Origin of the sequence: Mammaliicoccus sp. Q-M61, assembly GCF_022386055.1 — a bacterium.
GTDB lineage: Bacteria > Bacillota > Bacilli > Staphylococcales > Staphylococcaceae > Mammaliicoccus > Mammaliicoccus sciuri_A.
This window is the reverse complement of the sequence record NZ_JAJNJL010000003.1, coordinates 230403-254170: the sequence shown is the minus strand read 5'-3', so window position 1 is coordinate 254170 and position 23768 is coordinate 230403. Positions and strand designations below refer to the sequence as shown.

The following is a 23768-nucleotide window of genomic DNA, read 5'->3' as shown; positions in this document are numbered from 1 at the left end:
TATTTATACGATTGTCCTATTTAAAGGAGCCCAAATAAAATATTACCATCTTTTAAAGAAAAGTCAATTAAAATTCGTCTTCCTCATCTTCGTCTTCTTCGTCTACAACAAGTCCAGCTTCATCTAATTCATCTTCTACATCTTCATCTTCAGGGTCTTCAGGATCATTTAAACCTTCTTCATCATCTTGATCAATTGTAATATCAAAATCTTTAGATTTATCTTCTTCCCCTAATAATGAAATTTCTGAATCAGCTTCATCGTCTTCGTCTAGAACGTTGAATTTTTGAATTGTTGGTGCGATTTTTTCTTCGATATCGTCAACTGAATACCAGTCACGAAGTCCCCAAATATTCTCACCCACACTTAAGAAGCGTCCATCAGTATTTAAGTCCGTATAAAATTGTAAAATACGGTTCTCAATTTCTGAATCATTATAATTACCTAAGCTTTTGAATTCGTCTATCATATCATATAAGTTTGTTTCTTTACCGTTCTCTGTTAATAAAATATAAGCCATTTCGATAAATGAATGCTCATCTACCATTTCTTTTGTGAAATCTTTTAATTTCATGCTTTACTCTTCCTTTCAACAATCGAACTATTGTCGCACATTAATATTTATAATCATAACAGTTTACGATTATAATTGACAAGATGATTTTTAGCAAATGTTAGTTAATACTTAATATATTTCATGAGTTTAATATAGTCCTCAGATTTTTGTATTTCTACAAATCTTGCTTTCTCACATAAAGGTTTCAATTTATTGTTTGAACCGAATAAAGTGATGTGTATTTCTTTCTTATCTTCAAACCTTCTTCTAACAAAAGTACTTAACTGTCTTAAAGCACTCTCTGCAATACCTTCTTTTCTTTCGTCTTCTTCAACTTCTATACTACGAATATCAAAATAGTGATCTTTATCTTCTAATACGATGATACCTACTTTTTGATTATCTTTCATTAAATGTATATCGACAAATTCATTATCTAAATCATCTTCATTTAATACAAGTTTCAATGAAGATACATATTTTGAATCTAAATCTAAATAATATAAACGTTCTTTACCTAATGGACCTTCTTCTTTTGTAGCTGTATGCATAAAGCCAGCTCTTTCATATAAATTCCATGCTGCCTCATTTTCAGCATCTACTACTAAATATAAATGATCAAAATCAGGGAACACATGTTGAACGTACTCAGGTAAATTCATCATTATAGTTGTGCCATACCCATTTCCTTGATACTTTTCATTAATTGATAATGAACGTATATATACAACATTATGCGGTGTATCGTAACCTTCATGTTGATAATACTTATGCAATACAAAGAAACCAACTATGTCGTCTTGATCGTTTACAACAACATTAGGTCTTCTATCAGGATCTTCGATAGCACCATCCAACACTTCTTTAGGCAATGAAGAATAAATTTGTTGTCGTTCGTTTAATTCAAAATCATATAGTGCCGTTCTCATATGTTCTTCAAATGGTTTAATGACGATTTCACCGAATGATTTAGCTTTCATGATTGATATCCCCCCGTTTGTTTATATATATCATAACGAATTTTACATTCATTGCGCAATTAAGAACCTTATAAAACGTAATTATCGTACACATGTTAGTTTGATTTGGATGAGGGTAATAGAATTAAGACTGCATAATTTAAAGGGGGATATTAATGAAACAGTCAAAAGAAAATACAGACAGGCAAAATAATAAGACAACATTAGTATTTTGGGTATCTATGTCTATTATATTATTAGTAACTTTAACTGCTGGGATTTTCCCAAAAGGTTTTGGTAAATACGCTAATATATTATATACATTTATATCGAACAGTACTGGATGGTTATTCTTAATCATCGTATTCGTTTTAGATATCTTTTTACTCGGATTAGCTATAACGAGGTTTGGTCGATTTAAACTCGGTAGAGACGACGAAGAACCAGAATTCTCATTTATATCATGGGTCGGCATGTTATTCTCTGCTGGTCTCGGTGTCGGGATTGTATTCTGGGGCGTTGCTGAACCAATGACACATTACTTAAAATCACCACTTCCAAATGAAGTAGATGGCTCTACATTAGAATCAGCTCGACTTGCTATGGGATATACATTCTTCCATTGGGGCATTTCACAATGGTCTATCTTTGCAATGGCAGGGCTTATCGTAGCTTACTTCCAATTTAGAAAAAGAAGAGACGGTTTAATATCTACAGCAATGGAACCTGTATTCGGTGAAACTTATAAGAAACCATTCAGAAATGTTATCGATATCTTAGCGATAGTCGCAACTGTCATGGGTATTGCAACATCAATTGGTCTAGGAATAATGCAAATTGGTGGCGGACTTCATCATGTTTTTGATATTCCTAATAATAATTGGACTAAAATTATCATCACCGTTATTATGACTTTACTATTTCTTGGATCAGCAGCATCAGGTCTTAATAAAGGTGTTAAATGGCTAAGTAATGCTAACATATTTATTTGTTTTTCTTTACTTATATTTATACTTATTTTAGGACCGACACAATTTATATTTGAAACATTTACAGTTGCTATAGGTGACTATATTACAAACTTTGTACAATATAGTTTAAGATTAAATCCTTATGAAGGCGACAATTCTTGGATTCAACAATGGACTGTGTTCTATTGGGCATGGGTTATTGCTTGGTCTCCATTTATCGGAGGATTTGTAGCCAGAGTATCAAGAGGTAGAACGATAAGAGAATTTGTAATTGGCGTGTTAATTATTCCACCACTTATTTCATTTAGTTGGATTGCCACTTTCGGTGGAACGGCCATGTATTTAGTTATTAATAAAGGTGCTTCTATTGCGGAAGATGTTAAAGGAGATTATACAGTTGCACTATTCTCCCTATTATCAAACTTCCCATTTTACGAAGCAACAAGTATTCTAGCAATAATATTAATCTTCTTGTTCCTTGTTACAAGTGCGGATTCAACTACTTTTATCTTATCAAGTATGTCTGATAAAGGTTCAATCGTACCGCCATTCAAGTATAAATTAGTTTGGGGAACATTAATTGGTGCCATTTCAGTTGCCATGACATTAGCAGGTGGTTTAGAAAGTTTACAAACCGCTTCTGTCGTGGCCGGCCTACCATTCGCATTTATACTATTCTTAATGATGTTCTCTATTATGAAAGCATTACGTAGAGAACCATCTAAACATTTCAAAATGACTTATATAGATGACGACACAGATTTCTCCAAGTCATTAGAAGAACGTGAAGAAGAAGAAAAATAATTAAAATAGGCACCATTCATTGTTTAAATCAATGAATGGTGCCTTTTTGATTGTCTTATTTTCATAAACTAAAACGCATGTATCGAAAAATATACCCAATAGACGATTATCCAAACGATTAACCATAGTAATATTTTGATATATCGATTAACGTTTTTAAACACTATATGACTGAGTACATATGCCAGATAGCTCGTTAAGATAAATCTCAAAAGTCTTGCAATGAAACTTACGAGTATAAATACAATAAAAGATATACCTTCGTGATAGCTCATCATTGCATAAAGTTTATATGGAACACCAAACAATGGTGCTTCTATTAATCCGAGCACTCCTTTATCTTCTAATGAATGTATCACATGTTCTATCATATAAGGATGAATACCAGGAATCTTAACCATGATCATTTCAACAAAGTTCAAATGTTGAATTGAAATAATGTAAACGATGATACCACCTAGAACTGCACCTATAATTGCAATCAAATTTGCACATAATAATTTAAATTTACTTTTTTGTATAATTGCATAATAAGTTAAAGCTACATCAGGGATAATAAAGAATACAATCGCTTCAAGAAAAGCCCATATAAATATGATTACCATTCTTTAAAATCACCTTCATTTCTGAGTTCATTCATTCGTTCATTAAGCTCATCCATAAATACTTTTCTATTCTCATTAAATAAAAATGGACGTCCTACAAAAATATCAACAAAGAATGGTACAAATAGTTTTGAGCCTTTCGGTAATGATTTGCCTAACCCATGTAGAAACAAAGGTTGTATCGGAATGTCTGGTCGTTCTCTCATTAAATAATAAATTCCGGATTTATATTTTGATAACTTTTCAGGTTCGCCTCTACTTCCCTCCGGATACAAGATGATAATACTGCCCTCATCTAAAGCATCTACAATTGGTTCAAATAATCCTTTAATATCTCGCGTCATTTTTCGCTCTATTGGTATAATTCTCATAATATTCATAGAAAACCATTTTAATAGTTTGTTTTTTAGAAAATAATCACCTGCAGCTACAGGTCGTGCTTTCTTAAACCCTTCTCCTTGAAACAATGAAAGTAGTACAAGTGTATCTAAATGTGAATTATGATTGGCAATAATCACGATAGGACCTTTTTTAGGTAACCATTCTCGTCTACGTATATTTAATCCTAGAACAATTAAAATAATTGGCTTAATGATACATGTAAATATAATGAGTCTTAACATATCGGTTCACCCCTTAAAAGTAAAAGAACCTTACAAAGTGGAAGAAGAGTGGCGCTGTGTACGTTAAAGAATCTACTCTATCCAAAATACCGCCATGACCGGGTATTGTTTGAGAAGTATCTTTAATATTTAAATCTCTTTTTAAAGCTGAAATATTCACATCTCCCACAAATCCCATAATACTAATATATAAACCTGCTACAATCATGCCTAATAATGTGAATGGCGTTAATAATGGTGCTAAACATAACGATAGAATTGTCGTTGAAATAATCCCTCCAACAAAACCTTCCCAAGTCTTGTTTGGACTTACTTTAGGTACAATTTTATGTTTACCAAATGCTTTACCAAACAGAAATTGAAAGACATCATTTGCTTGCGTTAATATAACTAAAAATAAAACAAGGCTCGCACCGGGTACTGAACTTTTTTCGCCAGGTAAGACAATTAAGTATGCTAAATGACTTAAACTAAACACCATCAGCATCATACCCCATTGTACAGATCCCATTGATTGTAAAAACCCTTTTGTTTCGCCTATCAATATTGCTTGTATTGGTATAAATAAGAACATATATACCGGAATAAAAATAATAAACATTCCATAAAATCCAAAATAGATAAATGTAAATTGAATTGGTATAGATAAGTACGCCCAGAATAATACAGCTCTATGACTACGATTTGTAGGGATTAAAGAAAAATACTCTTTCAAGGCTAAAAAACAAAGTAAGCCAAGAAAAATCAATGACACAGTAGAATGAATAACTAAGGCGATTGTAAAGATAATACACATACTCCACCATGATTTAATTCTCAATCTAATTTCAGTGAAGTCTTTTTCAGGATATCGTTTGGTTAAATAAATACTAATCAAACTGGATAATACGAGTACGATAAATACCCCAATCATAACAATCAGCATTTCTGAAGATATCTTCCCTAAGTTCATGATTTAACCTCCTTTAACCCTTTTGTTATTCGATTATAAATATTGATTAACATGAGTATTGAACAAACATAGAACACAAAATGTAAATAAGGAATGATATTTAAATGAACAAAAATCAAGAAACTGATGAAACCTACAATAAATGCTCGGTCACTTTTACCCATCGGACCATCATATCTTCTTGAACTACCTATCACTTGAACAGTTACACCAGCCATTTCACTTATGATTGATAAACTGATAAACAACAAAATACCTATTCCATAATCTTCAGCAATAAACACGAATGGTATAAATAGAAATAAATCACTTATAACATCCCCTAATTCATTCAACAATAACCCTAAATGAGATTTCATTTGATATTTTTTTGCCATTACACCATCAATTGCATTTAAAGCCATTCTCACAAACATCACGATAGGCATTAAAATATAAATCCATTTGTTTTCATGAAATATACTTATAATAATTCCCGTTACGATAGAGAGCAGTAGTGCTAATATTGTAACTTGATTTGGGGTCATACCGATTTTTCTCATCCAGTCAACGATAGGCATTAATAGTTGCTGAAATTTCGGTTTTATTTCGTATATGCTAATCAAAATATAACCTCCCTCATTTATACTTGTTATCATCTTATCATGTAATTATACAATTTTTACAATATATTTCTAAAAATCATTAATTTATCATATACAATTTTTTATAGTATAATAACGATAATTATTTACTTTTCTAGATGAGGTGTTCGTGTGAAAATTGGTATTGATGCAGGTGGTACTTTAATTAAAGTCGTAACTGAATTAAATAATGAAAGAACGTATCAAAAATGGTTAGCAACTGACATTGATCAAGTTGCAGATTGGTTAAATCAATTAGATGATGTTGAAGTATCGATTACAGGTGGTAAAGCACAATACTTAGACTCATGCATTAAACATCAAGCGAAACGTAGTATTGAATTTGATGCGACTTATAAAGGGATTCAAATATTTTTAAAAGAAAACAATATAGACCTTGAAACATATATATTCTCGAATGTCGGTACTGGTACTTCTATCCATTATGCTACTACTGATCATCAAGAACGTGCAGGCGGTACAGGAGCTGGTGGCGGTATGATACAAGGTTTAAGTTATTTACTGACTCAAATTAGCGATTATGACGAACTTGTTCAAACAGCTTTAAATGGGGATCGAGATAAAATAGATTTAAAAGTTAAACATATTTATAAAGGTGATAACACCCCTATTTCTGGAGAATTAACTGCTGCTAACTTTGGACATGTATTACAACATATGAACGATACATTTCCAAATGCTGATCGATTAGCAGCTGTAATGGGTATTGTAGGAGAAACAGTCACAACCGTATCCATTCATGCCGCAAGACAGTATAATACAGAAAACGTTGTGTTTATAGGATCTTCATTTGTTAAAAATGAACTACTCAAAAATATCGTCGTTGATTACACGATTTTAAGAGGTCTAAAACCATACTTCATTGAAAATGGTGAATATTCAGGAGCGCTCGGTTCAATATATTGTTAAACATTAAGGAGTATTAATATGAAAATTATAGAACCTAAACTACACAATGATTTTGAATATGAAGAAGAAAAAGACGTAACACTCTATCAGTCTTCATATGACTTGTACTTTGATAAAGCATTGATTCAATTAGATGAAGAAACGAGTCAAATCGATACAATGTATTTCAATCAATGTACATTTGAATCTGTTGATTTCACTAAAATTCACGGATTAGATATTATATTTAAAGGATGCGACCTTTCAAACTGTATATTCAGTGAAGCTTCTCTTAATAGAGTGCACTTCAAAGATTGTCGTATGATTGGTGCTAATTTTACAGACGTTAAACTCAAGCATGTACAATTTTCTAATTGTCAGTTAAAAATGAGTCAATTTCAAAATTGTAACTTAGATCACGTTGTATTTAACGATAATCAAATGTCAGAAACTTACCTTTCATTCTGTACTCAAAAATCTGTCGCAATTGAAAGATGTGCATTAGAATCTCTTGAAGTTGTTGAAACATCATTAAAAGACATTGATTTATCATCCAATAAAATCGAACAACTTGTTGTACAACCTAATGACTTAAAAGGTGCAACAGTTTCTGAATATCAAGCTTATGATATACTTCCGTTATTCGGGGTTAACGTAACATCAAACTAGAAGGTGACACTATGAATCAAATGATAGACATTTTAAAACGCTTTGGATTAAGTGAATATGGCTCTAAAGCTTATATCGCCCTTGTTCAAAATCCAGGCATAACAGCTTATAAACTTAGTGAAATATCAAGCGTACCACGTTCAAAAATTTATGAAGCGCTCAATAAACTTGATGAACAAGGACTCGCTTATTTCAATTTACAAGACCAAAAGAAATACTACTATGCCCTATCACCAAAACAAACCATTCAACTATTTGAAAAAAAGCAAAATGAAGAACTCCTTCAACTCGAACAAGAAATCAATAAATTAAATATCGTAACAGACAATGCACCTATTCAAATAGAAGTCTTAACAAATGAATCAACAATCATCGATGCCGTAACATCTGCTATTAAACAAGCTAAAAGACAAATCACCGTTTCAATATGGCCAGACCTATATGACATCTTAACAAATCATGTCTCAGAAGATATCCATATTCAAGGAATTACATTCCAAGTCGACCAACCCGGCTATGATCTCATTAATCACCGTTATACAAACTACGTCAAAAGTTCATTAGCACTTAAACCATTTGTCGTAATCGTAGACGATGAACACATGATTTACGGGCAAACAGCAGAATCAAATATGCGTGCTTATATCAGTTATGACCACACGCAAATAAAAATGATGAAAGATTACATTTGGCATGACGTTTTAGTCAATAAATATATTAGTAAATTTGAAGAAGATATAGAAGACGAAATAACCCTTAAGAGAAAAACCTTTTTCTCTTAAGGGTTATTATTTGGGATAAATGATTTTACTACGTTGGGATGTAGTAACTACCTTAGTAGTTACTAATAATGTATCAAACAATCTTCCCACCGTCAACACGAATCGGCAAATATAATTTTTTCAACTTATGACCATCACGGTCGAGATAAACGACTTCCAATTTATGTTTACCTTTAATATTATCAAGGTTAGTGCTAAAACTTAAACGAGCTTCGTATTTATCATAAGTCTCACTAGCTGTTTTATATTTACTATTTTTCAATTCATATTTTCCGCTACTTGTATCATATAAATCATCAACAAGTAAAATGAAAGCTCCATCTATGTTTTTTTCAAATTCATATTTTGATCCTTTATTTTTTAAAATCGTCATATCCATATCTATTGTTATTTCATTACTAACAGTATACGCATCTAAATTACTGATTTTTAACTTGCCTACACTTATTTCATGATTATGATTTAATTGAATCTCCTCTTTTTTTAATTCGTAATCTGTAAATTTTTCATTTGCCTTTACATATTGATGGTACCCTACTGAACCAATACTTAAAAATAGAACGACTAAAACGGTAATGATGAGTGTTTTTTTCATAGTTATTCACCTACTTTGATGACTTTTTCTTCGCTGCTTAATCTATATATGTATGTAATCAATACAAGATAAATCGATATACAGAATAAACTCGGTAAAAATTGTGAATTATATATACCATATGATATTAATAAGAAATGTATAGGCGATACAATTATATCGACTATCATGAATTCTGTGATTGCATAAAATAGTGTTTGAAGAATGAAAGGTATGAACTTAACAATAACCTTCTCACCAAAATATAATAGTAATGATATTGAGAATACGTTTGTTACTATGCCCCATAAACCTACAAACACAATTAACGATAATATAAATATTGTTGGATAATCATAATACATAGAAATGATCATTGGATTATCTGAAAAAATGCCACCGAATTGTTTAAATACAATATCAGGTTTTATATTCGGTAAAATCATAAACATTCCTAAAAAATTTATTAAAAGTGGTATAGTTACCATGATAAACGATACAACACTCGAATAAATTAATGTTTTAAACTTTGATTTCAAATTTAGTTTATAAAATAACGTACTAACGCCAATTGAAATGAGCAATGGCATAATCCATACATATAAAATAGATAATAATGAGCCACCATTAATCATGATATTTTCTGTGTAAGGCGTATACTCTAGTAGTTGATGTTCTCCATGCTCTATTTTGACATTCCACAAATGAATAATGGATATTGAACATAAAAGTAGAAAAGAAATTATAAATTGCCATTTATAAATGATTAATTTTAAGTGCTTAAGCATATCAATCGCCTCCAATTACTATAATTTACCATTTTTTGATTTATTATAACCTCCAGTTAGTATTTTTACAACAATCGAATAATATTATATTATTAATTAATTGCAATTAATTCGAAAGACAAAAAAAGACGCTTGCTTTATAGCGAGCGTCTTTTGTAATTACAATTATTTATTTAATAATTTAACAAGGCATTGCGTTTAAAATGGCTTTTGGATCTGTTACTGTACCGATCATGCCTGATTTTAAGTTGATGCCTAATGCGATGTCTTCTTGTTTCAAGTCTTCTAACCATTCTTCAAAGACTTCTGTTTCTACTTCAATAATATCGTATTCTTCAAAGTCATCACGATGTACTTTTTCTGCTAATTTGCGTGTACTCCATACTGTCATCATGTTTGGTAGACTTGCATCTTCTTCTGATACGATAATGAATTGTTTTTGTCCTTTAACTGTTAACCCGTAAACATAGTTTTCGTTACAAATGTCTTCTGCAAATTCATCTATTCGGATATCATCTAGTTCACTCATGATTTCTTCTATGAATGGAATTGCTTCTACTTTTATTCCGTTATCTTCTGCTGATTTGTCCACAATGAATTGATCACCTTCATCAAGGATATCATCCATTTCATATGTAACAAATCTATCTAAATCTAACTCCATAATTTTATCGTATTTAGTAATTTCATACGATTTCAAATATGACTCTGCACTTTCTTTCGTTGACCAAATAAGACGAAAATCAGTATCGCCGTCTCTTAAGATTTTACGGTCATTCAGCACAACATAAAATCTTTCTTTTGTTAATATTTGTTTAAATTTAGACATATCCTGGATAGCCATTCTACCACCCTTTTCTTTATATTTAATCCCAATAAAATATATTATACGTATTAGGTATAAGTCAATATAAAAGAAGTTAAATTGTAAAAAATTTTTTATTTATTTAGACTACTTAATGCATCTAGAAAAAGTTGCTCTTGTTCTAATGCCTTTTCTTCAGTTTCTGCATGCCAAATTCCAACAAATCTTGATTTTACGTTGTCTTTACCGAAATAGTCACCATCATAGTATGCAAGTGGATAGAGGTAGCCATTTTTGATGAATTGTTCTATTGTATTGATGAAATGCGTGTTATCTCCTTTTGAATGATAACTTAGAAATTTATGAAAACCTTCATGCAGTCGATCTTTAAGTAATAACATACTTGTTGAACCATTTTGTCTAAAGTTTAAATCAATCGCATATACGTCATGGTTTTTATCTACGAGAAGATCAAACCCTGATACACCTTTATAACCATGCTCAACACCATTTTTCATAATTTCATACCCAGCATCTATAACACTTTGAGGTACATGATTTGAATTCACATTACCATTGTAGAAGCCATATTCATCTGTAAGCTGTTTTACTGCACCTATATATTGTATACCCGTCTTTTCACTATATACGTATTGAACGCAATAATTCTCAATTTCTTCAATAAATTGTTCGATGATAATGTATTTTGTATCTGTGGCTTCTTTAATTCTATTTGTTGCTTTCTTTAAATCCGCTTCATTATAACAAATCATTACACCATACCCACCTGCTGTAGGTAATTCGTCTCCCGGTTTAATGACTAATGGTAAATCCCAGTTTTGAATAGCTGCTTCAAATTCTTCAGCTTTAACAATTTCACGTTTCGGTAAATATTTACCACCCGTCCATTGTTCAATTTTAGATTTATTGTTTAAATCTATAAATTTAGGTTTATAAACGGCATATTCATCGTCTTTACATAAATGTTGACCATGTATGTATTGGAAGAATATTTTTTTATTGTCAGCTGTTAACTGTTGTAGTAAATGTTCATATTGCGTTCTATCTTTAAAAGTATATATATTGCTCGGAATATCCACATTTACTAATTTTAAAATTCGTTTAACATTATCTGTTAAACATGCTTCATGAACAATCATGGGCATGTTACTAATAATCATTTCTCTTGCTGTTAAAAAATTAGATTGTGCTTCTTCAGCTTTTAACCAAGGATTATCTTCATAAGAAGGTCTTGCATTATATACAATACCTTCTTCATATAAATCTCTTAACGTTAAATTGAGTGGTTTCCTATATTCTTTGTTCATAACAAGTTCTCCCTTAATGTTTGATGATGCTCAATGATTTCATTTCTAAGGGATACATTCTCTATAAGTTCTAATCCCATTGATGCCAATATTTTCGCACCGTTAATTAATGCCTTATCACCCTTTGTACTTGCAGCAGCTTGGCAAAATTCTTTCGTATGACCGACTAAATTAGAGGGTCCAATTTTAATGTGTGGATGTATAGTCGGTACGATATGACTTACATTCCCCGTATCTGTAGAACCAAAACCAAAATCGTCATCAATGACTTCTTCCCCAACTTGTTCAGCATGCTTTCTAAATAATTCGTCTAGTGGCTTATTAATTACGAATTCATTCACACCATTTTGGATGGGTCTTAATTCATATGTACCGCCTGTTTGTATAGCTGCCCCTTCAGCTATTTTTCTCACTTTATCAGTAAGGATATCTAATTCTTTACGTGAAGTAGCTCGCGTGTAGAAACGTGCATGAGTAAAGTCAGGAATAATATTCGCTGCCTCACCACCATTTAATATGACACCATGCACTTTATCTGTCTTTTTAATTTGTTGTCTTAACATGCTCACCCCATTAAAGAAAGATAACATAGCATCTAACGCATTAACCGCTTCAAAAGCATTTTCAGAGGCATGAGCGCTTCGTCCATAGAATTTAACATCAAATACATCTACAGCTAATGAAGGCACTGTCACGTACGTCTCATGGCCAGGATGGACCATTAGTGCAATATCAATATTATCGATAATACCAGCTTTCACATAAGTTGCTTTTGCACTACCATTAATACCCCCTTCCTCAGCAGGACAACCTAATACGACAACTTTTCCTCCGACTTGATCAATCACTTTAGACAAACTGATACCTGCTAACACACTTGATGTCCCAATAATATTATGACCACACGCATGACCGAGACCTGGTAATGCATCATATTCTGCTAAATATGCAATAGTTGGACCTTCTTTTCCTGAGTCATACGTTGCAATGAAACCTGTTGGATGTTTCGCAATATTCTTCTCTATCTTAAAATGATGACTCTTTAATTGATCGCTTAATAATCGTGATGCAAATACTTCTTCATTTCCTAACTCAGGACGCTCATGAATTTGATGACTCATTGATAAATATAAATGTCTATTTTGTTCTATATAATTAATAATATTTTGCGATAAGTTACTCATTAATGATTCACCTTTCCAATATAAAAGCGCACTACTTTGTAAGGAGTGCGCCAATCGTTCTTTTATCTTCCAGTAACAAACTGTAGGAATTGGCACCTTTCCATTATGGGAGGTTGCTGGACTTCATCGGGCCCTTCCCTCAGTCTCTCTTGATAATTCGTATGAAATTTGAATTTAATTCTAACTGTCTAACTCGGATATGTCAATGATTTGTTGCAATATCATTGGAATTTAAGTACCATTTTTCTGCTTTTTTCTCGAATTCTTTAATCATGCTGTCTTTTCCTTTATAGTACTGTTCACTGTCATCAGGAAATTCAATGACTAAGTCATGCTTGAGACGACTATATCTTTCTCTTTCTCCATTAAAAGCTCTTAAATAATCTCTAAAGGACAATAATCTTAAAATATGTGGGCTACCTTCATCATAAATATGTAAATGGTGAGAAACTGCACCGTAATGATCATATTTTTTGAAATATCGATTACCGATAACACCACGTTCTCCTTTAGACTCATATCCTAAAGCTGATAATTCATGTGTAAATTCATCAATCGATTTACTATCTTTGACAACTATTAATATATCTATAATCGGCTTCGCAGATAATCCAGGAATAGCCGTTGATCCTATATGTTCAATGCTGATACTATGTTCTTTCAATAACGACTGTAAATATTTTTTCTCTTCAAGAAAAAGGTGTTGCCATATACTGTCGTAAGGGACTACACGTAAACGCTCCATCTCATCACCTAATTTCAGAATAATTTATTAATATTATCTTATAAAGTAACATAGAAAGAAAGTAAAAGAAATCTGAATTGATTGTTTTTTCAAAATTAACTTGATATAATGATGCCGAAATCAAAGGAGGAATCTTCATGACAAAAATGAATGTAGAAAGTTTTAATTTAGATCATACGATAGTAGACGCACCATTTGTGAGACTTGCGGGAATCAAAGAAGGACTAAATGGTGATGTTATTCATAAATATGATATTCGATTTAAACAACCTAACAAAGAACATATGGAAATGCCTGCATTACATTCCTTAGAACATTTAATGGCTGAGAACATTAGAAACCATACAGACAAAGTGGTAGACGTAAGTCCAATGGGATGTCAAACAGGATTTTATGCTTCATTCATCAATCATGACGATTATGATGACGTACTTGCTATATTAGAAGCAACACTTAAAGACGTAGAACAAGCAACAGAAGTCCCAGCATGTAACGAAGTACAATGCGGATGGGCAGCAAGCCATTCATTAGAAGGCGCACAACAACTAGCAACTGAATTTTTAGCAGAACGCGATAATTGGAAAAATATCTTTAAAGAAGATTAATAAGGAAAGCCCAGGATTCATGTCCTGGGCTTTTTTATGTTGGAATGGCGCTGGCCGTTGTGAACACTTCTGCCCAAACTTGTTCATAACGGGGGTCTTATGAACACTTTCGCTCAAACTTGTTCATAACGGGGGTGTTAGTTACAAAACTCGCCTGAAGTGTTACTATGGGCCGCCTTAGTTACAAAACTCGCCCGAAGTGTTACTATGGGCCGCCTTAATTACAAATCTCGGCTGAACTGTAAACAAGGAGCTCCTTATTTGCACTTCTCTCCAAAACTGCTAATAACGCACCCACTATTTGCACTTCTTACCAAACTTGCTAATAACGCACCCAGTATTTGCACCTTCAGCCAAACTTGCTAATAACGACACCTAACACCCAACTCCCCCAACATAATATTCATCTATTCCCTCCATCACGCTCACCCACAAATTAAAAAAGAGTTTGGGATACGATATCCCAAACTCTCTCTTATAAAAATTACATTTTTCTTACTAATTTAATCATCACATATTGTAGTGGTAATCTACCCCACAACGCCCATTTTGGTAATTGTTTACCGTTTAATGGGATGTTCTTTTGCGCCATATAAACATTCGCTGGAAATACAGCTACTAAGAACCATTCGATTAATTTTTTCATTAAGCTACTTGGCTTTTTGATAATTAACATGATACCAAATACGATTTCCATCACGCCTGTTATCCAAACAATTGCTTTTTTAAATGGTAAATAGTTTGGAACGATTGCTTCAAAACCTTCTGATCTCACGAAATGCATCACACCTGCAAATGAAAATCCTATTCCAAATAATCGTCTAACTATATTCATTACTTAATTCCCCATCTCATTTAAATAGCTTTTACCGAATTCAGGTAACGTCACATTAAAGTTATCTGCAATTGTTGCACCAATTGAACTAAATGTATCATCACCTGATAGTTCATGATATTCTTTAATGCTTGGACTATACATTAATAATGGTACATATTCACGTGTATGATCTGTTCCTGGAGCAGTAGGATCGTTACCGTGGTCTGCTGTAATAATAACTAAGTCATCTTCATTTAATACTGCTTGTAAATCTTCTAATCGGTTATCAAAGTCTTTAATAGCTTGTGCGTATCCTTCTTTATCTCTTCTATGACCATATAATGCATCAAAATCAACTAAGTTTAAGAAGCTGATTCCAGTGAAATCACTTTTTACAACATCGATTAATTGATCCATACCGTCCATGTTGTCTTTCGTTCTAATAGCTTTCGTAACACCTTCACCATCGTAAATGTCATTAATTTTACCGATTGCAATGACATCGTAATCCGCATCTTTTAATGTATTCATAACTGTTTTACCAAATGGTTTCAATGCATAGTCATGTCTGTTTGATGTTCTCGTGAAGTTACCTGGCTCGCCAACGTATGGACGTGCAATAATTCTTCCTATTAGATATTTAGGATCTTTCGTAAGCTCTCTTACTTTCTCACAAATATCATATAATTCTTCTAAAGGAATAATATCTTCATGTGCTGCAATTTGTAGCACTGGATCTGCAGATGTATATACAATTAAATCTCCAGTTTCCATTTGATGCTTACCATATTCATCGATAATTGCAGTACCTGATGCTGGTTTATTTGCAACAACTTTTCTACCAGTGATTGATTCAATTTCTTTCACCAATTCTTCTGGAAAACCTTCTGGATATACTTTAAAAGGTTTATCAATATTTAGACCCATGATTTCCCAATGTCCTGTCATTGTATCTTTACCAACTGAAGCTTCACTTAATTTAGTATAGAATGCTTCTGGATTTGATACTTTTTGAACTACTGGTAAGTCTGCAATATTACCTAAACCTAACTTTTCTAAGTTTGGTAATGTTTCATTAAAACCTTCAAGTGTATGTTTTAATGTATGAGAACCTTCATCACCGAATGCTTTAGCATCTGGTGCTTCACCAATACCTACTGAATCCATTACGATTAAATGAATACGTTTAAATCGGTTTGTCATTTGACACACTCCTAATCTGTAATCACTTTATGAATTAATGTTGGTTTAACTTGTTCGTCAGAAATTGTGATGTTTTCTAAAATTTTAGCTTCTACATCTTTAACATCTTCTTGATTTGCGTAAATCGTTACTAACGATTCACCCGCTTCAACTTTATCGCCAACTTTTTTATTTAATACTAAACCAACTGCCAAGTCAATTATATCATCCTTTGTTGCTCTACCTGCACCTAAAAGCATTGAAGCAACACCAATTTCATCTGCAACGATGTGTGATACATAACCTGAAGTTTCAGCTTTAACTTCAAAAGTATATTGAGCTTGTGGTAACTTCGTAACGTCATCTACTACAGAACCGTCTCCACCTTGATTTTCAAGGAATACTTTGAATTTTTCTAATGCTTTACCATTTTGAATCACTTCTAAAAGTTTTTCTCTCGCTTCATCTAAAGTTTCAGCTTTCTTAGCTAATACAACCATTTGAGAACCTAAAGTTAATACAAGTTCAGTTAAATCTTCTGGACCTTCGCCTTTTAATGTTTCAATCGCTTCTTTCACTTCTAAGCCATTACCAATTGCTCTTCCTAAAGGTTGGCTCATATCAGAAATAATTGCCATTGTATTTCTACCTACATTATTCCCGATTTTTACCATTGCATGCGCAAGTAACTCAGAATCTTCAATCGTCTTCATAAATGCACCTGCACCAGTCTTAACATCTAAGACAATCGCATCTGCACCTGCTGCAATTTTCTTACTCATAATTGAAGATGCAATTAATGGAATTGAATTGACTGTACCTGTAACATCTCGTAAGCCATAAAGCTTTTTATCTGCAGGTGTTAAGTTACCTGTTTGACCGATTACAGCTACTTTATCTTTGTTCACTAGGTCGATAAATTCTTGCTCACTGATTTCAACATGGAAACCTTCAACCGCTTCAAGTTTATCGATTGTACCACCTGTATGACCTAAACCACGTCCACTCATTTTTGCGACTGGTACGTCTAATGCTGCTACTAAAGGCGCTAGCACAAGTGTTGTTGTATCACCTACGCCACCTGTAGAGTGCTTATCAACTTTAATACCTTCAATTTCAGATAAATCAATTTGATCGCCTGATTCAACCATAGCCATTGTTAAGTTTGCACGTTCTTCATCTGTCATATCTTGAAAATATATAGCCATTGCTAAACTAGACGCTTGGTAATCCGGAATATCGCCTGCAGTATATCCTTTAACAAAAAATTCAATTTCTTCTTTCGTTAATTCTTTCCCGTCACGTTTCTTTGCAATTACATCAACCATTCTCATCGTTAATACCCTCCAATTTTTGTATGAATACGCTTACCTTAATTTGAAAAATTAAAGGTACTATTTCAAGTACCCTTAATTTGAAAAATTAAAGGTACTATTTCAAGTACCATTAATTTTTAGTAATCTGAATCTGACGCTTCACCTTTTAAAATTTTAACGCCTGCTGAAGCACCGATACGTGTTGCACCATTATCTATCATTGTTTTAACATCTTCGTATGAACGGATACCGCCAGAAGCTTTTACGCCTAAATCAGGACCAACTGTTTCACGCATTAATTTAATATCTTCTGCAGTTGCACCACCAGTTGAAAATCCTGTTGAAGTTTTAACAAAATCAGCACCTGCTGCAACAGCAAGTTCACATGCTCTCACTTTTTCAGCATCTGTTAATAATGAAGTTTCAATGATAACTTTAGTTGTTACACCGTTAGCTGCTGAAACAACACTTTCGATATCTTTTTTAACATCTTCATCTCTGCCGTCTTTTAATGCGCCAATGTTGATAACCATATCTACTTCTTGAGCACCTTTTTTAATTGCATCTTCTGTTTCAAATGCTTTAACTTCACTTGTGTTAGCTCCAAGAGGGAATCCGATTACTGTACATACAAGTACATCTGACCCTTCTAAAGCTTTCTTGGCATGTGCAACGTGTGTAGGATTGACACATACTGATTTGAATCCATATTCTTTCGCTTCACTTAATAAAGCATCAATTTGTTCCAAAGTCGTATCTGGTTTTAGTGCTGTGTGATCGATATATTTAGCTAATGACATGTTGAATCCTCCTAATATTTTTTGATTAACTCTATTATATAACGTTGTTGAACATTTGTAAAACGATAACTGAAATATTGTTCACTAATCTAATAACGCCTGTGCAGTGTATTGATCTGTAATTAAAATATTACTCAATTTACCTTCAAGTGCACCTCTAATAGAAGCGACTTTATGCTCACCTCCAGCAACTAATACTGAATGTTCTATGCCTTTCAACGCATCAAGATCAATACCTATTGTACGATTATTAATAGCTTCGTCTGCTACTTCACCTTTGCTATTATAAAATCTTGAACAAATATCTCCTACTGCTGATTTTTTAAGTCGGTCTTTTTCTTCTTCACTCAAAAATCCAAGTTTAAATAATAGGGCAGAATCTCTTACTGTTCCTACAGTAAAAATCGCAACATCAACTTGTCTACCTTGATCGAGTATGGATTTAATATGTCGGTCTTTTTCAACCATATCTTTAACTTCTTTTACATCAAAAATAACGGGTAACGGTAAATCTCTCGGTGTCGCATTATAAGCTTGAGCAAATCTTTCTAGAATTTGATGACTTCTCGTATCAACATCTGAAAAACTAATGCCACCCTTCAACTGGATAATACCAATATCATTAAAATGACTTTGTTCTAGATATTGAGAAACTTGATACATCGTTTTACCCCAACTTATACCAATATTATCCCCGTTTTTCACAATTTTATTTAAATATTCAGCAGTCTTTTTACCAATTGCCGTTTGAATATTTGAATAATCGTTATAAGATGCATGTTCAACAACACAATCTTTTAAATTGTATTTCGCTTTTATAAGTGAAGCTAAACTTTCTGCATCTTGATAAGGGTCATCAATTTTAATCGTAACAAAGCCTTGATTTTTAGCATGATTCAATAATCTTGATATCGTTGGTCTTGAAATATTTAACTTTTTCGCAATCGCTTCTTGGCTCAAACCTTCTTGATAATAAAGCTTTGCAATCTTGATACTATCCTTGTTCTTTTGTAAATCCATCCCTATTCACCACTTTCTTTCACTCTTATCGTACAAAAATTCGCAAAAAATTTAAACAAATGTTATCTTTAAGATGAAAAAACTTTTATTTTATTTAAAGGAGAAGATAGTTATGACTCAAGGAACACCACATATTCAACCAAATGGTGTAAAAATCGCAAAAACAGTACTAATGCCGGGGGATCCATTACGTGCTAAATTTATCGCTGAAAACTTTTTAGAAAATGTAGAACAATTCAACGATGTTAGAAATATGTTAGGTTACACAGGAACTTATAAAGGTAAAGAAGTATCTGTTATGGGTTCAGGTATGGGTATCGCTTCAATCGGTATTTATTCTTATGAACTTTATAATTTCTTTGACGTAGACACAATTATTCGTATCGGATCATGTGGTGCTATGCAAGAAGATATCAACTTATACGATATTATTATCGCTCAAGGTGCATCTACAAACTCTCGTTATGTTGATCAATTCAACGTACCAGGTTACTTCGCACCAATCGCAGACTTCGGTTTAGTAGCAAGCGCTAAAAACAAAGCTGACGAAATCGGCGCAACATCACATGTAGGTAATATCTTCTCAAGTGATATTTTCTATAATGCAGACTCAGAAGTAACAAGCAAATGGGCAAGATTAGGTATCTTAGGCGTTGAAATGGAATCAGCAGGATTATATGTAAATGCCGCAGCAGCTGGTAAAAAAGCATTAGGTATCTTCACAGTAAGTGACCACTTATTAAGAGATGAAGCAACAACAGCAGAAGAAAGACAAAATTCATTTACACAAATGATGGAAATTGCATTAGAAATCGCAGAATAATTATAAAAAGAGAGCTGAGACGATCATGACCGTCTCAGCTCTTTTCATTTGTGAAAGCGAAGGAGCAATATAGGTTGCGTTAGTTTTCAGGATTTAGATAATTAGGGGTCGCTAACTTCCATTATTTCGAATTGTGGTAGTTAGAGCTCGCTAACTTCCATTTTTCTGAATTGTGGTAGTTAGTATGCTGTAACTTCCATTATTCTGAATTCTGGTAGTTAGAACGCTGTAACTTCCATTATTCTGAATTCTGGTAATTAGAACGCTGTAACTTCCATTATTCTGAATTCTGGTAGTTAGAATGCTGTAACTTCCATTATTCCGAATTCTGGTAGTTAGAATGCTGTAACTTCCATTATTCCGAATTGTGGTAATTAGAACGCTGTAACTTCCATTATTTCGAATTCTGGTAATTAGGTGGGCGCTCTCTTACGGACATTTCTCAGAATTGTGTCCCTAACGACACCTCTTACGGACATTTCTCGGAATTCTGTCCCTAACACCATCTCTTACGGACATTTCTCAGAATTCTGTCCCTAACGAACCCTCTTATGGACATTTCTCGGAATTCTGTCCCTAACACGCTCATCTCTCGCCGATTATCACTCACCTTCATCTCAACATCCTCATTATTCTATACCGCATGCTTCTGCTACGACTTCCACAATATGTTTCACTTGTATTTTATCTTCTAATCCTTCATTTTTAACACCTAACAACATTTGCAAGTGACATCCTGGATTTGATGTGATGATTAATTGTGGTTCTATTTCTTTTACGTGACTCATTTTTCGATTTAAGATTTCCATCGATGCATCATAATTCACGATATTATATATTCCTGCTGAACCGCAACAGATGTCTTTTTCAGGTAATACTTTATATGTTAATCCTTTTATTTGGTTGATTACTTTTTCAGGTTCATTGAATACATGTTGTACGTTTTGCAAATGACATGATGGCTGATATGTGGCTTGAATATTAATCGGGTGTTCTAAGTTCAAGTCAATATCTTCTAATATAACCGATATATCTCTCACTTTATCGACAAACTGTTCTGCTCTATCTTTCCACTCCGCTTCATTTCTCAATAAATGATCATATTCTATTAACGAAGCGCCACAACCGCCAATAGCATTGACATAATAGTCTACATCGTATTTTTCTAACGCTTCAATATTTAATTTGGCTAATTTTCTTGCTTTATCCATTTCTCCAGCGTGATGTTGAAGTGCGCCACAACATGTTTGTTGTTTAATTTCTACAACTTGAATATTATGCGCTTCTAAAATTTTTATCGCAAGATCGTTTATATGTGAGAAAAATGAATCCATCATACAACCTCTGAAAAAGCCAATTGTTGTTTTTTTCGTTCTAAAAGGCGTTTGATAAGGTCGTTTATCTTTTTGAACTGGTGGCAAAATCATCGCCATATTGCCTAATCTTTCTGGTAGTAATTTCAATACATTTGTCTTATTTAAAATCCCTGAAACAAATGACGTATGATAGAGTTTCAAGCCTTTATACATCGCATCTATCATATATTGACGTTCTAAAAATACAGACATAATTTGAGTGTCTAATTTTTTATTTCGCTTTTCTCTTAATACTTCGACTGCCGATTCATAAATGTCTCCATACTGAACATTCGTTGGACAAACTGTTTCACATTGTCTACAGCCTAAACATAAATCAATCGCTTCTTCTAAATCTTTAAGTTCCGCTTTACCTTCAACTGCATATTTAACGAGATTGATTCTACCTCGTGGAGAATGTTTTTCTTCTTTCATCGTTAAATATGTAGGGCAAGACGGTAAACAAAAGCCACATTGAACACAATCAAAAGTTGCATCATAAGCTAATTTTTCGATTAGATTATTCGTCATGGACTAACACAAACCTTTCATGCTCGTCTGGAAAGATTTTACCTGGATTCAGACGATTATTAGGGTCCAATGCCTGTTTTACATCTTTCATAAATTTCATGCCTGCTTCATCAAATTCGTTATACATAAATGGTTTTTTAAACAATCCAATACCATGTTCACCACTTAATGTACCGCCTAATTTCAGTGAAGCTTTAAAAATTTCAGCAACTGCTTCTTCAGCTCGTTTCATTTCTTCTGGCTTACGTTTATCAGTAATGATATTAGGATGTAAATTACCATCTCCAGCATGCCCAAACACAACTAAATTTAATTGATAAGTTTGTCGGATTCTTTCGATTTCTTCAAAGAAAGCTGGAATTTGACTAACCGGCACACTTGTATCTTCACTTATCTTTGTCGGTCCAAATTTCACGATAGCTGGTGACACAAGTTTACGTACTTCCCAAAGTTCGGATGCCTGTTTTTCATCTTCAGCAATAATAACTTTACATCCAGGTAACGCAGCACATGTTTCTTCAATTATCTTCATTTCTGCTTCGAGTGCTAAAGGATGACCATCTAATTCGACTAACAATACCGACTCAGCATCGGCTGTCACATTCTCAATTGGATGTGTCGACAATACAGCATCAACACAATATTTATCCATAATTTCGATTTTAGAAGGTAATATACCTGATCTTAAAATTTTGGATACCGCTTCACCTGATGTAATAAAATCATCAAACTGCAACATTGCTGTCTTTGTATCAATCGGCTTAGGTATCAATTGTAAAGTAGCTTTTGTAATAATACCGAGCGTACCTTCTGACCCTACAATTAATTTCGTCATATCATAACCTGTTACATTTTTTACTGTGCGTCCACCACAGTGAATAATATCTCCGTTGGCCGTTACGACTTCTAATCCAACAACATAGTCTTTCGTGACGCCATACTTTAAGCATCTTGGCCCACCTGCATTTTCAGCTAAGTTGCCACCAATCGTTGAAACACGAGAACTGGATGGATCAGGTGGATACATCAGTCCATATGATTCAGCAACTTTATGAATTTTCTCAGTGATAACACCTGGTGAAACTTCCATCATTAAATCATTTTCGTAAACTGTTATTTCATTGTCCCATCTTGAAAAATCCAATACTATACCACCATGAACAGCAAGTGGTCCCCCACTTAAACTTGTACCACTACCTCTCGGATAAATTGGTACGTCATATTGATTACTTAACTTTACAATATGCACCACTTCTTCAGTAGACATTGGCTGACAAATAATATCAGGCATATATTCACCGAAAGAAGCATCAAAACTATAACTTGAAAGATCCGCTACTTCTTTAGAAACGCGCCCATTATCTAAATGTTTCTTTAAAGCATGATAGAGTTCTTCCATGTTATCCCCCCTCAATATGAAATTATATTCATGATAGCACTGT

The 23768-nt window shown here is 33.2% G+C and carries 25 protein-coding genes and 1 riboswitch; of the genes, 6 read left to right on the top strand and 19 right to left on the bottom strand.

Annotation, left to right across the window (positions count from 1 at the left end; genetic code table 11):
* Window positions 1-67 precede the first annotated feature (67 nt).
* Complete coding sequence (rpoE, locus tag LQ677_RS06675) at window positions 68-574, bottom strand: DNA-directed RNA polymerase subunit delta (RefSeq protein WP_239748188.1); 507 nt, start codon at window positions 572-574, stop codon at window positions 68-70.
* 104 nt (window positions 575-678) lie between these two features.
* Window positions 679-1539 carry a GNAT family N-acetyltransferase gene (locus LQ677_RS06670; RefSeq protein ID WP_162841896.1) on the bottom strand — a complete coding sequence of 287 codons (861 nt, stop codon included), beginning with the start codon at window positions 1537-1539 and terminating at the stop codon, window positions 679-681.
* Window positions 1540-1691: 152 nt separating this feature from the next.
* Here LQ677_RS06670 and LQ677_RS06665 point away from each other — a divergent pair, with 152 nt between their 5' ends.
* A complete protein-coding gene (locus LQ677_RS06665; RefSeq protein ID WP_239748187.1) occupies window positions 1692-3290 on the top strand; it encodes a BCCT family transporter in 1599 nt (532 codons plus the stop codon).
* A 68-nt stretch (window positions 3291-3358) separates the two neighbouring features.
* Here LQ677_RS06665 and LQ677_RS06660 read toward each other — a convergent pair whose 3' ends face one another.
* Genes LQ677_RS06660 through LQ677_RS06645 form a run of 4 tightly spaced genes read right to left on the bottom strand, consistent with a single transcriptional unit; the run spans window position 3359 to window position 6075 of the window.
* Complete coding sequence (locus LQ677_RS06660; RefSeq protein ID WP_239748186.1) at window positions 3359-3895, bottom strand: YqaA family protein; 537 nt, start codon at window positions 3893-3895, stop codon at window positions 3359-3361.
* Window positions 3889-4518, bottom strand: coding sequence for a lysophospholipid acyltransferase family protein (locus LQ677_RS06655; RefSeq protein ID WP_037589798.1), 630 nt, complete (start codon window positions 4516-4518; stop codon window positions 3889-3891). Before LQ677_RS06655 ends, LQ677_RS06660 begins: the two co-directional genes overlap by 7 nt.
* 13 nt (window positions 4519-4531) lie before the next feature.
* Complete coding sequence (locus LQ677_RS06650) at window positions 4532-5470, bottom strand: phosphatidate cytidylyltransferase (RefSeq protein WP_025904453.1); 939 nt, start codon at window positions 5468-5470, stop codon at window positions 4532-4534.
* Window positions 5467-6075, bottom strand: a complete 609-nt coding sequence (locus tag LQ677_RS06645) for a CDP-alcohol phosphatidyltransferase family protein (RefSeq protein ID WP_239748185.1) — start codon at window positions 6073-6075, stop codon at window positions 5467-5469. The genes LQ677_RS06650 and LQ677_RS06645 overlap by 4 nt, the downstream gene beginning before the upstream one ends.
* A gap of 150 nt (window positions 6076-6225) precedes the next feature.
* On the opposite strand from LQ677_RS06645, the gene coaW reads away from it, so the two are divergent.
* Genes coaW through LQ677_RS06630 form a run of 3 tightly spaced genes read left to right on the top strand, consistent with a single transcriptional unit; the run spans window position 6226 to window position 8453 of the window.
* Window positions 6226-7023 (top strand): type II pantothenate kinase, encoded by a 798-nt coding sequence (coaW, locus tag LQ677_RS06640; protein WP_239748184.1) that lies wholly within the window; start codon window positions 6226-6228, stop codon window positions 7021-7023.
* Between the two features lie 18 nt (window positions 7024-7041).
* The gene (locus tag LQ677_RS06635; RefSeq protein ID WP_239748183.1) at window positions 7042-7671 is read left to right on the top strand and encodes a pentapeptide repeat-containing protein; all 630 of its coding nucleotides are present in this window, start codon (window positions 7042-7044) and stop codon (window positions 7669-7671) included.
* Window positions 7672-7682: 11 nt separating this feature from the next.
* Window positions 7683-8453 (top strand): TrmB family transcriptional regulator, encoded by a 771-nt coding sequence (locus LQ677_RS06630; RefSeq protein ID WP_107576511.1) that lies wholly within the window; start codon window positions 7683-7685, stop codon window positions 8451-8453.
* Between the two features lie 73 nt (window positions 8454-8526).
* On the opposite strand, the gene LQ677_RS06625 is transcribed toward LQ677_RS06630, so the two are convergent.
* The 6 genes from LQ677_RS06625 to LQ677_RS06600 all read right to left on the bottom strand — a co-directional run bounded on the left by LQ677_RS06625 (window position 8527) and on the right by LQ677_RS06600 (window position 13877).
* Entirely contained in the window at window positions 8527-9048 is a 522-nt protein-coding gene (locus LQ677_RS06625) for a hypothetical protein (protein WP_239748182.1), read from the bottom strand.
* Between the two features lie 2 nt (window positions 9049-9050).
* Window positions 9051-9815 (bottom strand): hypothetical protein, encoded by a 765-nt coding sequence (locus tag LQ677_RS06620; RefSeq protein ID WP_196307587.1) that lies wholly within the window; start codon window positions 9813-9815, stop codon window positions 9051-9053.
* 181 nt (window positions 9816-9996) lie between these two features.
* Window positions 9997-10644, bottom strand: a complete 648-nt coding sequence (locus LQ677_RS06615; protein ID WP_224658883.1) for a DUF2750 domain-containing protein — start codon at window positions 10642-10644, stop codon at window positions 9997-9999.
* Window positions 10645-10754: 110 nt separating this feature from the next.
* Entirely contained in the window at window positions 10755-11948 is a 1194-nt protein-coding gene (ldmS, locus tag LQ677_RS06610) for an L-aspartate--L-methionine ligase LdmS (RefSeq protein WP_196307588.1), read from the bottom strand.
* The gene (locus tag LQ677_RS06605; RefSeq protein WP_037589813.1) at window positions 11945-13132 is read right to left on the bottom strand and encodes a M20 family metallopeptidase; all 1188 of its coding nucleotides are present in this window, start codon (window positions 13130-13132) and stop codon (window positions 11945-11947) included. Before LQ677_RS06605 ends, ldmS begins: the two co-directional genes overlap by 4 nt.
* Window positions 13133-13191: 59 nt before the next feature.
* Window positions 13192-13291, bottom strand: a riboswitch (SAM riboswitch).
* 43 nt (window positions 13292-13334) lie between these two features.
* Window positions 13335-13877, bottom strand: coding sequence for a GrpB family protein (locus LQ677_RS06600; RefSeq protein ID WP_025904443.1), 543 nt, complete (start codon window positions 13875-13877; stop codon window positions 13335-13337).
* Window positions 13878-14014: 137 nt separating this feature from the next.
* Here LQ677_RS06600 and LQ677_RS06595 point away from each other — a divergent pair, with 137 nt between their 5' ends.
* Window positions 14015-14482, top strand: a complete 468-nt coding sequence (locus LQ677_RS06595; RefSeq protein WP_025904442.1) for an S-ribosylhomocysteine lyase — start codon at window positions 14015-14017, stop codon at window positions 14480-14482.
* 484 nt (window positions 14483-14966) lie between these two features.
* On the opposite strand, the gene LQ677_RS06590 is transcribed toward LQ677_RS06595, so the two are convergent.
* From LQ677_RS06590 to LQ677_RS06570, 5 genes are all read right to left on the bottom strand, one after another.
* Entirely contained in the window at window positions 14967-15317 is a 351-nt protein-coding gene (locus LQ677_RS06590; RefSeq protein WP_107576504.1) for a DoxX family protein, read from the bottom strand.
* Window positions 15318-15320: 3 nt separating this feature from the next.
* On the bottom strand, window positions 15321-16502 hold the full coding sequence (gene deoB, locus LQ677_RS06585) for a phosphopentomutase (protein WP_239748181.1): 1182 nt from the start codon (window positions 16500-16502) through the stop codon (window positions 15321-15323).
* 11 nt (window positions 16503-16513) lie between these two features.
* Window positions 16514-17815, bottom strand: coding sequence for a pyrimidine-nucleoside phosphorylase (locus LQ677_RS06580; protein ID WP_037589816.1), 1302 nt, complete (start codon window positions 17813-17815; stop codon window positions 16514-16516).
* A 119-nt stretch (window positions 17816-17934) separates the two neighbouring features.
* On the bottom strand, window positions 17935-18597 hold the full coding sequence (deoC, locus tag LQ677_RS06575; protein WP_037589818.1) for a deoxyribose-phosphate aldolase: 663 nt from the start codon (window positions 18595-18597) through the stop codon (window positions 17935-17937).
* Between the two features lie 84 nt (window positions 18598-18681).
* Entirely contained in the window at window positions 18682-19617 is a 936-nt protein-coding gene (locus LQ677_RS06570) for a DNA-binding transcriptional repressor DeoR (RefSeq protein ID WP_107576502.1), read from the bottom strand.
* Window positions 19618-19729: 112 nt separating this feature from the next.
* On the opposite strand from LQ677_RS06570, the gene deoD reads away from it, so the two are divergent.
* On the top strand, window positions 19730-20440 hold the full coding sequence (gene deoD, locus LQ677_RS06565; protein WP_025906394.1) for a purine-nucleoside phosphorylase: 711 nt from the start codon (window positions 19730-19732) through the stop codon (window positions 20438-20440).
* Window positions 20441-21069: 629 nt separating this feature from the next.
* Here the strand turns inward: deoD and LQ677_RS06560 are convergent.
* Window positions 21070-22326 carry a (Fe-S)-binding protein gene (locus LQ677_RS06560; RefSeq protein ID WP_239748180.1) on the bottom strand — a complete coding sequence of 419 codons (1257 nt, stop codon included), beginning with the start codon at window positions 22324-22326 and terminating at the stop codon, window positions 21070-21072.
* Window positions 22316-23725: an FAD-binding oxidoreductase gene (locus LQ677_RS06555; protein ID WP_025906398.1), complete on the bottom strand. Its 1410-nt coding sequence runs from the start codon at window positions 23723-23725 to the stop codon at window positions 22316-22318. The genes LQ677_RS06560 and LQ677_RS06555 overlap by 11 nt, the downstream gene beginning before the upstream one ends.
* Between the last annotated feature and the right edge of the window lie 43 nt (window positions 23726-23768).

Excerpts from the sequence above, each read along its gene's own strand:
- LQ677_RS06660 (WP_239748186.1), bottom strand. The coding sequence starts at position 3,895 with ATGGTAATCATATTTATATGGGCTTTTCTTGAAGCGATTGTATTCTTT.
- ldmS (WP_196307588.1), bottom strand. The coding sequence starts at position 11,948 with ATGAACAAAGAATATAGGAAACCACTCAATTTAACGTTAAGAGATTTA.
- LQ677_RS06600 (WP_025904443.1), bottom strand. The coding sequence starts at position 13,877 with ATGGAGCGTTTACGTGTAGTCCCTTACGACAGTATATGGCAACACCTT.
- LQ677_RS06630 (WP_107576511.1), top strand. The coding sequence starts at position 7,683 with ATGAATCAAATGATAGACATTTTAAAACGCTTTGGATTAAGTGAATAT.
- LQ677_RS06625 (WP_239748182.1), bottom strand. The coding sequence starts at position 9,048 with ATGAAAAAAACACTCATCATTACCGTTTTAGTCGTTCTATTTTTAAGT.
- LQ677_RS06650 (WP_025904453.1), bottom strand. The coding sequence starts at position 5,470 with ATGAACTTAGGGAAGATATCTTCAGAAATGCTGATTGTTATGATTGGG.
- LQ677_RS06655 (WP_037589798.1), bottom strand. The coding sequence starts at position 4,518 with ATGTTAAGACTCATTATATTTACATGTATCATTAAGCCAATTATTTTA.
- LQ677_RS06580 (WP_037589816.1), bottom strand. The coding sequence starts at position 17,815 with ATGAGAATGGTTGATGTAATTGCAAAGAAACGTGACGGGAAAGAATTA.
- LQ677_RS06595 (WP_025904442.1), top strand. The coding sequence starts at position 14,015 with ATGACAAAAATGAATGTAGAAAGTTTTAATTTAGATCATACGATAGTA.
- LQ677_RS06615 (WP_224658883.1), bottom strand. The coding sequence starts at position 10,644 with ATGTCTAAATTTAAACAAATATTAACAAAAGAAAGATTTTATGTTGTG.
- LQ677_RS06620 (WP_196307587.1), bottom strand. The coding sequence starts at position 9,815 with ATGCTTAAGCACTTAAAATTAATCATTTATAAATGGCAATTTATAATT.
- rpoE (WP_239748188.1), bottom strand. The coding sequence starts at position 574 with ATGAAATTAAAAGATTTCACAAAAGAAATGGTAGATGAGCATTCATTT.
- LQ677_RS06665 (WP_239748187.1), top strand. The coding sequence starts at position 1,692 with ATGAAACAGTCAAAAGAAAATACAGACAGGCAAAATAATAAGACAACA.
- deoB (WP_239748181.1), bottom strand. The coding sequence starts at position 16,502 with ATGACAAACCGATTTAAACGTATTCATTTAATCGTAATGGATTCAGTA.
- LQ677_RS06570 (WP_107576502.1), bottom strand. The coding sequence starts at position 19,617 with ATGGATTTACAAAAGAACAAGGATAGTATCAAGATTGCAAAGCTTTAT.
- LQ677_RS06555 (WP_025906398.1), bottom strand. The coding sequence starts at position 23,725 with ATGGAAGAACTCTATCATGCTTTAAAGAAACATTTAGATAATGGGCGC.
- LQ677_RS06590 (WP_107576504.1), bottom strand. The coding sequence starts at position 15,317 with ATGAATATAGTTAGACGATTATTTGGAATAGGATTTTCATTTGCAGGT.
- LQ677_RS06605 (WP_037589813.1), bottom strand. The coding sequence starts at position 13,132 with ATGAGTAACTTATCGCAAAATATTATTAATTATATAGAACAAAATAGA.
- deoD (WP_025906394.1), top strand. The coding sequence starts at position 19,730 with ATGACTCAAGGAACACCACATATTCAACCAAATGGTGTAAAAATCGCA.
- LQ677_RS06560 (WP_239748180.1), bottom strand. The coding sequence starts at position 22,326 with ATGACGAATAATCTAATCGAAAAATTAGCTTATGATGCAACTTTTGAT.
- deoC (WP_037589818.1), bottom strand. The coding sequence starts at position 18,597 with ATGTCATTAGCTAAATATATCGATCACACAGCACTAAAACCAGATACG.
- LQ677_RS06635 (WP_239748183.1), top strand. The coding sequence starts at position 7,042 with ATGAAAATTATAGAACCTAAACTACACAATGATTTTGAATATGAAGAA.